At 32.8% G+C, this 11,034-nt stretch carries 12 protein-coding genes; 11 read left to right on the top strand and 1 reads right to left on the bottom strand.

Going from position 1 to position 11,034, the window contains the following annotated elements; genetic code table 11:
* A partial coding sequence (locus QZ659_RS18975) for a hypothetical protein (protein WP_291728370.1) occupies window positions 1-282 on the top strand: 282 nt, incomplete at its 5' end.
* A 165-nt stretch (window positions 283-447) separates the two neighbouring features.
* Window positions 448-630: a hypothetical protein gene (locus tag QZ659_RS18980; RefSeq protein ID WP_291728372.1), complete on the top strand. Its 183-nt coding sequence runs from the start codon at window positions 448-450 to the stop codon at window positions 628-630.
* Window positions 631-695: 65 nt separating this feature from the next.
* On the opposite strand, the gene QZ659_RS18985 is transcribed toward QZ659_RS18980, so the two are convergent.
* On the bottom strand, window positions 696-1,523 hold the full coding sequence (locus QZ659_RS18985) for a DUF6498-containing protein (protein WP_291728374.1): 828 nt from the start codon (window positions 1,521-1,523) through the stop codon (window positions 696-698).
* A gap of 266 nt (window positions 1,524-1,789) precedes the next feature.
* On the opposite strand from QZ659_RS18985, the gene QZ659_RS18990 reads away from it, so the two are divergent.
* The 9 genes from QZ659_RS18990 (at window position 1,790) to QZ659_RS19030 (ending at window position 10,970) form a co-directional block, all read left to right on the top strand.
* Window positions 1,790-2,584 (top strand): cytochrome c oxidase subunit 3, encoded by a 795-nt coding sequence (locus QZ659_RS18990; RefSeq protein WP_291728375.1) that lies wholly within the window; start codon window positions 1,790-1,792, stop codon window positions 2,582-2,584.
* 73 nt (window positions 2,585-2,657) lie between these two features.
* Entirely contained in the window at window positions 2,658-2,996 is a 339-nt protein-coding gene (locus QZ659_RS18995) for a cytochrome C oxidase subunit IV family protein (protein ID WP_291728377.1), read from the top strand.
* Window positions 2,997-3,179: 183 nt separating this feature from the next.
* A complete protein-coding gene (locus QZ659_RS19000; RefSeq protein ID WP_291728379.1) occupies window positions 3,180-3,881 on the top strand; it encodes an SCO family protein in 702 nt (233 codons plus the stop codon).
* Window positions 3,882-3,899: 18 nt separating this feature from the next.
* Window positions 3,900-4,466 carry a DUF420 domain-containing protein gene (locus tag QZ659_RS19005; RefSeq protein ID WP_291728381.1) on the top strand — a complete coding sequence of 189 codons (567 nt, stop codon included), beginning with the start codon at window positions 3,900-3,902 and terminating at the stop codon, window positions 4,464-4,466.
* A 202-nt stretch (window positions 4,467-4,668) separates the two neighbouring features.
* Window positions 4,669-6,795 carry a PP2C family protein-serine/threonine phosphatase gene (locus tag QZ659_RS19010; RefSeq protein WP_291728383.1) on the top strand — a complete coding sequence of 709 codons (2,127 nt, stop codon included), beginning with the start codon at window positions 4,669-4,671 and terminating at the stop codon, window positions 6,793-6,795.
* 88 nt (window positions 6,796-6,883) lie between these two features.
* The gene (locus QZ659_RS19015) at window positions 6,884-9,061 is read left to right on the top strand and encodes a 7TM diverse intracellular signaling domain-containing protein (protein WP_291728385.1); all 2,178 of its coding nucleotides are present in this window, start codon (window positions 6,884-6,886) and stop codon (window positions 9,059-9,061) included.
* 101 nt (window positions 9,062-9,162) lie between these two features.
* Window positions 9,163-10,440 (top strand): phosphoribosylamine--glycine ligase, encoded by a 1,278-nt coding sequence (purD, locus tag QZ659_RS19020; protein ID WP_291728387.1) that lies wholly within the window; start codon window positions 9,163-9,165, stop codon window positions 10,438-10,440.
* 96 nt (window positions 10,441-10,536) lie between these two features.
* Window positions 10,537-10,752, top strand: coding sequence for a DoxX-like family protein (locus tag QZ659_RS19025; RefSeq protein ID WP_291728389.1), 216 nt, complete (start codon window positions 10,537-10,539; stop codon window positions 10,750-10,752).
* The gene (locus QZ659_RS19030; protein WP_291728391.1) at window positions 10,731-10,970 is read left to right on the top strand and encodes a hypothetical protein; all 240 of its coding nucleotides are present in this window, start codon (window positions 10,731-10,733) and stop codon (window positions 10,968-10,970) included. Before QZ659_RS19025 ends, QZ659_RS19030 begins: the two co-directional genes overlap by 22 nt.
* Window positions 10,971-11,034 lie beyond the last annotated feature (64 nt).

Below are 11,034 nucleotides of genomic sequence, written 5' to 3' on the forward strand. Positions count from 1 at the left end.
CTGCACGGTTTTGATGGTGAGAGCGAATGGCATATTGAAATAAAAATAACAGAACTCACCTCTACAGGTCAACTACAAATTGATATTATTGATAATGGTGTGGGCATACATGATAACTCAAATAAAAAACATAAATCTCTCTCTGGAGAAATTGCCAAAGAGCGTTTAGAGATATTATCTAAAAAATACAAAACACCAACAGACTATCAAATTTTTTCAGAACACGCAAAGGGAACTACTGTCTCTCTAAAACTGCCTATAATAGACATGTCTAACGAATAATAAAAGATAAATACGAATACTGTTTTGTTTCCAACAGTTTATTTTTGCTTTTATACGGATACTAAAGAGACCTTTTTTGAATAAAAACATGGAATTACCTTTATATTATCAATCATAGAGAAAGCCATTATTACTCCCATTTATTCATATTTAAAAGCAACAGTTATGACAAATATAGAAAGACGTCTCCTAGAACAAGAAATAGAAATAAATGTATTAAAGAAACAAAATCAGCTTTTACAAAAAGAGCTAGCTAATTTAGATAAAAAGTCTGCTATGTTTGATGAGATGATTCAGCTGGCTGAGAAAGAATATAAAACATACTCACAAAAAAACTCTAAAGGATAAGTAAAAATGTTGTAAAAGGTTATTTATAATAAAAAAGCAGGGTATATTTACTCTGCTTTTGTTTTTTACGCTTCTTTTCCCTTCTTTAAAAAAACCAGTACTTCAGCAATGGTCTGTACGGCAGCAAACACAATTACAAAAGCAAACTGCCCTACTACTCCCAAATTGATTTGAATAGGCAACTTGTCTGTATTGGCTGCAAAGTAGAAAAATGTTCCCAAGATAATAGACAAATGCAAAACTATCATTTGTGTAGAAAACTGTAGATTTTGAGTGTTGATTTTCCCATTGTTGTATTTTTCTTGGTGCTGATGAGCATAGCTTTTCACATCTTCTTCTCTTTGCTTTCTTAAAAATTCTTTTTCTGCATCTAATTGACTTGTAGAATCCAAGCTATCACTTTGTTTTTCAAATTTATTTTTCACATTTTTATTGAATAGATAAAATAGAATAACTATTTCACTAATTAATGCCAAAAGTAAATTGAGATTGAACTCCATATTTTTGAAAAATACAGTCCTCAAATTATCTATGGTGGCATCACTATTTGGCGAAGCAATTATTCCGACAATCACGATGATAAAGACAAAATAAATTGCCATGGGAAAGAGCATCACTTTAGTGGATTTGTATTCATAACGTAGCTGTTCATTAGAGATAGTTCTTTCTTTAGGAGGGATTTTTTTGTTTTTTTGATGTGCAACTTTGTTTTCTATGAGCTTGAAAATAATTCTAATAACTTCTTCTGCCCAATACAAATAAATGACAGTAAAAAAACTCCATTTCCAAACAATAATTCCCAAAAAGGTAAACGCATTTACCAAAAGGCTAAATAAAAAGCGAATAAGAGTGATATTTTTCGCATAAACTTTCTTTAAATTCGAAGTAGGCATATTTTGTAAGAGAAAAATTTTGAATTGAAATGGGGACTAATATGAATCAAAACAAACTGAATTTCAACAATTTAGACATTTTTCTGTTTATCTATCATAAAAAAATCTATATTTTAATGCTTTAACATAAGGAATTTTGCAGTTTTCTAACTAATTTTACACAATAAACTGAATCAAAGACAAACCTAATTGCTTCAAAGCAAAATAGGTCTTGCTTTAATTTCATTAAAAAATCTTATTACAAAAATCTATATACAACTTATACAATGGCAGCAGAAGTTATTGCAGAATCTACTCAACCTCAAATGAATGCGCCAGTACGCAGCATGTGGGATGGTGGAAACGAACCATTAAAGGCAAGTTATGGAAAGCTCATGATGTGGTTTTTCCTTCTTTCCGATGTTTTTACTTTTGGAGCTTTTCTTATTTCGTATGGAGTAGCTCGTTTTGCTTTCCCATCATTTGGTAAAAGTCCAGACGAATTTGTATTCTCACAAAGCTACTGGCCAATTCCAGAAAAAGTCTTTAATTCAATGCCTTTCTTCCACGGTGCAGACTTGCCATTGGTTTTTGTAGGTATTATGACATTTATCCTCATCATGAGTAGTGTTACGATGGTTTTGGCTGTTGAGGCAGGACACAGTAACGCTCTCAATGAAGACGAACGCCAAGCAGAAGTAGAAAAATGGATGCTTTGGACAATCTTGGGAGGTATAGCGTTTCTTAGCTGTCAGGCTTGGGAATGGTCTCACTTTATCCACGGAACAGAAATGTTTATTACAAGTATGGACGAAGTAGCTGCTACTACTGGATTTGGTGCAAATCTAACAATCAATCAATATGGACCACCACTTTTTGCAGACTTCTTCTTCTTTATTACTGGTTTCCACGGTTGCCACGTATTTATTGGTGTACTTCTCAATATCCTCGTTTTTTATAATGTAGTAATGGGAGTGTATCGTCGTAGAGGACACTACGAAATGGTAGAAAAAGTAGGTCTTTACTGGCACTTTGTAGATTTAGTTTGGGTATTTGTATTTACCTTCTTCTATCTCGTATAAAAAATATTAATGAAAAGCAGGCTTACATCTAGTCTGCTTTTCCATACAATCATTTACATACAACTATAAAATTATGGCTCACGTAGATTCATCTCTTAGCCCAAAGGAACAACGAGCTAAGAATATCAAGAAAATTTGGATGGTAGCAGGTATTTTAGCTGTCGTTACGGCAATTGAATACGTAATTGCTTTTACTATCGCACCAAGTATTTATAGAAATGTAGTCTTTATATTGCTTACGCTTGTAAAGGCTGGTTATATTGTTGCTGAATTTATGCACCTCAAGCACGAACAAAAATATCTTATCTTTGCTATTATAGCTCCTGTAGTTTTTGTTTGTTGGCTGATTTTGGCAATGCTTATTGAAGGGACTACTATTTTTGGAATCCGTTTTCCAGAATTGGTAATGTAATTTGAAGCCTGTTCAATACTATTTTCTAAATGTTTCTTGTAGCCTCTACTTTTGGTAGAACTATAAGAAACATTTTTGTTTTGCAATATATTACTTGTAGGTCAGACTTCTAGTCTGACACAACGATTGAAATAGTTTTTTACTTTATCAACCAGTCTAAAAGACTGGAATACGAAAATCATTATGTCAGAAACATCTCCAAACAAGAAAAATTATAAAAGTTTAGCTATTCTACTCATTATTTTAGTCTTGCCTGCCGTATTTATATTCTTTCTCATGACAGGCGAAACCAAGCATAAAAAACTTCCAATTATGTATGATATGCGTATGGAAGATTTTGACCCTTCTTTTGTTGAATATAAGGGTTGTACTCCTAACTTTATAGATTCTACACACCGAACTACGCCTTTTGACCTTACAAATCAGTTAGGAAAAGAAATTACTCAAAAAGATTTGAGAGGAAATATTTATGTAGCTAATTTTATTTTGACACGCTGTACGCAAAATATTTGTCCGAAAATGGCATCGCAAATGATACGTGTACAAGAAGCCTTCAAAGATGATAAAGACATAAAAATCGTTTCATATAGCATTGACCCCACCTACGATACTCCAGAAATTTTGAAAGAATATGCTGAAAGCTATGATGCAGATAATTCAAAATGGTATTTCCTTACAGGAACAGAAGAAGAAATTTTTGAACAAGCAAAATGTAGTTATTTTCTTCCTGCTCAAAAGAAAGATTCCTATGTCAATATAGACCATTCCGAACGCTTTGTTTTGGTGGATAGAAAAGGGCAAATTAGAGGATATTACAACGGCACAAGACTAGACGAAGTAGATAAACTCATTCATGAAATACAAGTTCTTCAATTAGAGGATTAATAATAAAACTATATTACAATGAATACAACTATTCCATCAAATAATAATTCTAGCACTAACCCAGCTATCAAATGGGTAATTCGTATTTTATCTATTGCTATTCCTTTAGTAGTAGCTATTTTACTTTCTCCTAGTATAGAAACTAAGATTGATTTTGGCTTTAATACTCGTATTTTGCCACACATCAATGCTGTTTTCAATTCGCTTACTTCTCTTTGCTTGATTGCTGGTTTTTTTGCTATTAAAAGTAAAAACATCAAACTTCATAGAGGACTTATGATGACAGCTTTTGTTTTGTCTTCTTTGTTTTTGGTATCCTACGTTATTTACCATGCCTCTGTTCCTCATACTGTTTTTGGAGGAGAAGGTATTGTCAAAAATATTTATTACGTTTTATTAGGCTCACATATCTTACTTTCTATTGTGGTCGTTCCTTTGGTATTATGGGCAATTTATTTTGCTTGGACAGGCAAAATTGATAAACACAAGAAGATTGTAAAATGGACTTTTCCTATCTGGACGTATGTCGCTATTACAGGTGTTATGGTTTATTTTATGATAAGTCCGTATTATCAGCCTTTGTAAGTTCAAATTACCAAATAAAATTTTATTTTTTAATAACATTCAAAAGACGTATTCGCTATTTTATTAGATGAATATGTCTTTTTTATTTGTATTTTTTTGTATATTTCTATCACAAAACCACAAACACAAAAATTACATTTTCATTTTGCCTGTTTCTGAACCTATAAAACGCTTTATCTGCGTTTTTTGTAGCTTATTTTTATTGAATATTCTACTTGTTGGCTCTACTACTATTGCTCAAAATAGTAATAGCCCAAACCCTGTGGCTTTAGAAATCTGTGCAGATAAACCTACTTCTTTCGCAGTATTAAAAAATAATATAGATAATTCTTGTTTTCAGCCTATTTCCCTCCAAACGCTCAATCAAACAGAATATCAAGAGCATATTCTCCTTAAAGTTGAGATAATAGATAAAAAGAAAAAGTTTATTGTTTTCAACAAAAAAATAGACTCTGTCAAAGTTTTTTTTCCTGTTACTGAGCAAGCCAAAACATTTCTTTCTGGACGTTTGGTGGCTCGCTCTGATAAGCAACTTCTTTCAAGTATGGAAATCAGTGCTATCGAAGTTCCATTAGATTATAATTATGGTCAGTCGTTTTATATAGAACTGGTAAGTAGTCAGCAGCTTCCTATCAATGCTGATTTGGAAATACTGACGGAAAGAGAATTCGAACAAAACAAGGTCTTTATTCATCACCAAGACACCATTATTCACTCCATTTTTCAAGGCATGTTGTGGATAATTTTGCTCTATAATTTATTCATTTTTGCAGCTACAAAAGAGCAAGTGTATGTAGCTTACTCTATATATATTTTTGGATTTTCTATTTTCAATGCTCAAAATAGTGGGTTTTTCTCTGATTATATTATTCCAAATTATCCTTATTTTTCTAGTTTGGTACGTATTTTTGGATTGGCAGCTGCTTTTTTAGGTCATGCTTATTTTACTTTAGAGTTTTTACCAAAAGAAGTTTTTGGGCGTTTTTGGAAAAAGTTTTTTCACGCTTATATCATTTTTGTCTCCTTCATGACCCTTGTCTATATTGCAGTGATGTATGGGACAAATAATTTAGATTTATACACAAAACTTTCCAAAACTATCCATGCCTTAATGATGGTCAGCTTAGTATCTTTTTTAATTTACTTGGCTGTTAAAAGGTGGTCAGATACAATGACGAAATACTACCTATTAGCATCTTTAGTTTTAGTTTTGGGAGCTTTTATATTCAATGCTTTGCAAGCCTTTGGTATAGAGGGAGCAGGAGTTATTGTAGAAATAGGAGGTGTTTTAGAAATTCTAATTTTCTCTTTAGGGTTGGGGCATAGAATGAAAAATTTAGAGAAAGAAAATGCTAGAATTTTGGAAGAACAAAATCGAACATTAGAGCAAAAAGTACAAGAGCGAACCCAAGAAATAAGTAAGCAAAAAGAGGAAATATTAGTTCAAAATGAAGAGTTACATCAACAACAAGAAGAAATTATTTCTCAACGAGATTATATAGATACTCAAAACAAACAACTCAAAACAGCCAACACACAATTTACAGATAGCATTCGCTATGCCAAAACCATTCAGAAGGCGATTTTGCCTATGAAGCTACGCTTCCAACAACATTTTGAAGATTCTTTTGTGCTTTTTCGTCCTCGTGATATTGTCAGTGGCGATTTTTATTGGATTTATGAGACCAAAGACCAACAAACTGGAGAAGACACTACACTTATTGCCGTTTTGGACTGTACTGGACATGGAGTACCAGGTGCATTTATTTCATTGATTGGTTTTGCGCTTCTCAATGAAATTGTAGCGAAAGAAAATATAACCTCTCCATCAAAAATACTCAAAAGGCTTGACGAGCGCATCCAAGAATCACTAAGACAAAAGCAAAAACACAACTTAGATGGAATGGATGTAGCGATGTGTGCCATCAAAAAAACAAATTCTTATAAATTAGCAGATTATGAAATCAAATTTGCTGGTGCAAAGCGTCCGATTCACTTCATAAAAGACAATCAATTATGCGAAATACGAGGTAGCAAACTCTCAATAGGAGGAATGACAAAGAAAAGAATAGTCGAAAAACATAGTTTTGAAGAACAAACTATTATTCTTTCTAAAAATGATAAAATCTATCTCTCTTCTGATGGATTTATAGACCAAAATGGAGAAAATAACAGAAAAATAGGCTCTGCGCAGTTAAAAAAATACTTCAATGACTATCATCATTTACCTTTTGCAGAGCAAAAAAAGAAATTTGAGGAAATTTTAGATAAGCACCAAGGCAAAGTCAAACAGCGTGATGATATTACCATTTTAGGATTAAAACTTTAATTTTAAGCGAGTTAATAGCTTGTATTTTCTTAAAATATTTGTATCTTAAATCCACCAAAACACATATACACAAACTTTTGTCCTAATTTTGCCAAAACTCTTTTTTACAAGACGATTTTTAAGCGTTTTGTTTATATTTTTACTTCTTGATAGCTTATCTTCAAACCTTGTTCTTGCACAAAAAAAGACAGAAAACACAACTGGTGGATTTTTAGTCGAAGTATGTCAAGACAATACTATTTTTTCTATCAATGACTTAAAAGAAAATTGTTTTGAGAAAATTTCTTTAGATACTTTGAATACAAAGACCTATCAAGAAAGAATTTGGCTCAAAATTACAGTTACAAACACAGAAAAAAAGTTTATTGACTTTAATAAAAATATAGATTCAATAAAAGCCTATTACGAAAACAATGTTTTTTTGGCTGGTAGTCTTGTTCCTCGTTCCCAAAAACAGCTTGACTTGAGTATTGCCATTAGTGCTATTCAAATTCCTGTGTATCATCAGCCCTTTTATGTAGAAATTGTTAGTAGTCGAAAAGATCCTATTTCTACTGGTTTGGAAGTTTTGAATGAAAAAAACTTCAAGCAAATTTATGTAAAAGAACGTCGACAGACTGTAGATTTCCAACTTATTTTTCAAGGAATGTTGTGGATTATTCTGCTCTACAACTTCTTTTTGTTTATTTCTAGTAGAGAAAAAGTGTATTTAGCATACTCTATCTATCTTTTTGGTTTTTCACTCTTCACATTACAAAACTCTGGGCTGTTAGTAGATTATTTTTCTTCTGAAAAACCTCATTTTTCGCTCCTTTTCCGAATGTTTGGACTTGCTATTACAGCAATTGGTTTTTTCTCTTTTATTCTGACCTTTCTTCCTAAAAAAATTTTAAATACATTCTGGAAACGATTTTTCTATATCGGAATTATTTTTTCAGCTGGAATGCTGATTCCTTATATTATCATCAATTATGGATTAGAAAATAGTTTTGTGTATGATAAAATTTCTAAAGCTGCACACGGAATTGTCTTACTGATGAACTTGGTTTTTATTGGTTATCTGGCTAAAAATTATTGGTCAGATATTATTGTAAGGTATTTTTTACTCGGTTCGGCATGTGCTATGGGAGGGGCATTTTTATCTAATATTTTAAATTCCATTTTTGGAGATTCTTTAGGGGATGTATATTTGGTAGCACAAGTGGGCGTAATTTCAGAAATTCTTATTTTCTCTTTGGGTCTAGGATATAGAATGCGAAGTCTAGAAAAAGAAAATGCTAGAATATTAGAAAACCAAAACAGACTCTTGGAACAGAAAGTAAAAGAACGAACCAAAGAAATTACTATGAAGCAGGAAGAGATAATGGTTCAAAACGAAGAATTACACCAACAGCAAGAAGAAATTATTTCGCAACGTGATTATATAGAAAAACAAAATCAACAACTCAAGACAGCCAACACACAGTTTACGGATAGTGTTCGTTATGCTAAAACCATTCAAAAGGCTATTTTGCCTATGAAGCAGCGTGTCCAAACACAGTTTGAGGATTCTTTTGTGCTTTTCCGTCCTCGTGATTTTGTCAGTGGGGATTTTTATTGGATTTATGAAACTACAGATCCAATTACACAAGAAGACATTATTTTGGTTGCTGTGTTGGACTGTACAGGACACGGCGTTCCAGGAGCATTTATTTCACTTATTGGTTTTGCTATCTTGAATGAAATTGTTTCGAAAGAGCTTATCACCAAACCTTCTCAAATCATTAAGCGATTAGACGAGCGTTTGCAAGAGGCTCTACGCCAAAGACAAACCCAAAATAGAGACGGAATGGATCTAGCACTTTGTTCCATCAAACAAGTTGATTCCATTCACCATTCTACGGGTAGAAAACAATTTGAGATTCTTTTTGCTGGTGCAAAACGTCCTTTATATTATCTTAAAGACGACAATTTTGAAGAAATAAGAGGAAGTAAATTTTCTGTGGGTGGAATTACAAAGAAAAAAGAAAGAGCAACTACAGCGTTTGAAGATCATAAAATTATTCTTACCAAAGGAGATAAAATCTACCTCACTACAGATGGTTATGCCGACCAAAATGGAAAAGAGCAGCAGAAAATAGGCTCTCAAAAACTTAAAGAATATTTACAACAACTCCACACACTGCCTCTAGCAGAACAAAAAAATAAATTAGAACAAATCTTAGACCTTCATCAAGGCAAATACAAACAACGTGATGATATTACTATCTTGGGAGTAAAATTGTAGTTTTTTGAAAGGCTATTTTTCGTAGTTTTGTAATTATCATTTTTTAATTAAAATCTACAGCCATTGTTGGTATCTTTACCAATAACAAACACTACTATATTATGAATGTCTTAATTATTGGTTCTGGAGGAAGAGAACACGCCTTTGCTTGGAAAATTGCTCAAAGTTCACTTTGCGACAACCTATATATCGCTACTGGAAATGCTGGAACAGCACGAGTAGGGACAAATGTTGCCATTAAGCCTACAGATTTTGAGCGTCTGGCTACTTTTTGTGAGGATAGTGATATTGATATGGTAGTAGTGGGAAATGAAGAGCCTTTGGTAAAGGGAATTGTAGATTTCTTTAAGAATGATAATTCACTCAAAAACATCAAAATCATTGGCGCAAATCAGCAGGGCGCACAGCTAGAGGGAAGTAAAGATTTTGCAAAGAATTTTATGAATAAGAATAATATTCCAACAGCAAAATCGGAAACCTTTACAAAAGAAACGATTGAAAAAGCCAAGCAATACATAGAAAATTTGGCTACACCTATTGTTTTGAAAGCTGACGGACTGGCAGCAGGAAAGGGTGTTGTAATTGCTCATTCAAAGCAGGAAGCTCTCCAAACACTCAATGAGATGATTTTGGATGAGAAATTTGGAGAAGCAAGTAGTAAAGTAGTTATTGAGGAATTTTTAGATGGGATTGAGGTGTCTTTGTTTGTCTTGACAGATGGAAAAAATTATGTCTTACTCCCAGAAGCAAAAGATTACAAGCAAATTGGTGAAGGAAACACAGGACTAAATACAGGGGGAATGGGAGCAGTTTCGCCAGTTCCTTTTGTAACAGAAGAATTTATCAAAAGCGCAGAGGAAAAAATTATCAAGCCTACACTACAAGGACTTCAAAATGAAAATATAGACTATTGTGGTTTTATTTTTATTGGCTTAATGGTAGTGGGCGATACTTCTTACGTTTTAGAATACAATGTTAGAATGGGCGACCCAGAAACAGAAGTAGTTTTGCCACGCATAGAATCTGATTTTTTAGCATTGTTGGATGCCACAGCAAAAAAAGAATTGGGAAATCATACGCTCAAAATCTCTAAGAAAGCTGCTACTACGATTATGCTTGTTTCGGGAGGCTATCCAGAGGCGTATGAAAATGGAAAACTCATCAAAGGACATGGAAACCTTCCTAAAAATATCATTGCCTTTCATGCAGGAACAAAAGAAGATGACAGCCAAACCCTTACTAATGGAGGTAGAGTAATTGCCCTAACAGCTTTAGCAGAAACAGCACAAGAAGCTCTTGCAGCCTCAAATCATGCAGCCGAGCTAGTGCATTTTGATGGAAAATATTATCGTAAGGATATTGGAAAAGACTTATTTTAAGTAGTCATAACTAAAAACCGTTATCCATGTTGATAACGGTTTTTGTTTAAGCTAATAGTTTCAATTATATTTGAAGCAAATGAAAATAAAATTTCTATGTTTTCTCAAAAAAATATTTTTACTTACTTCATTGGATTAGTATGGCTCATAAATGGATTTTTTGCTAAAGTTTTGCACCTTGTACCTCGTCATGAACTTATTGTCCAAACTATTTTTCAAGATATTATAGATGCAGAAAGTGCCTTTTATCTTACCAAATTCATTGGATTTTCAGAAATTATTTTGGCTATTTGGATGGAATTTTGTGTGTAACTTCCTATACAGAACTTGTAGAGACTACATTAGGAAATAAAATCTGTCTAGGGTTAGGAATATTTTGGCTCTTACGTTTGTATGTTCAGTTTTTTGGTTATTCCTCAGAGCTATGGCGAAAAAAACGCTTTGAAACTAGCATTCATATCATATTCGCTATCCTTTGGACATACATTAGCTCTATTTTTTTATTCATTTCTTGGAAACTTTGGCAATAAAAAAGTGTATTTTTGGAGAACCAAAGAAAGATAATACAAAAACAATTACCTATATTTTTCTTAA

Source organism: Bernardetia sp. (assembly GCF_020630935.1).
Lineage (GTDB): Bacteria > Bacteroidota > Bacteroidia > Cytophagales > Bernardetiaceae > Bernardetia.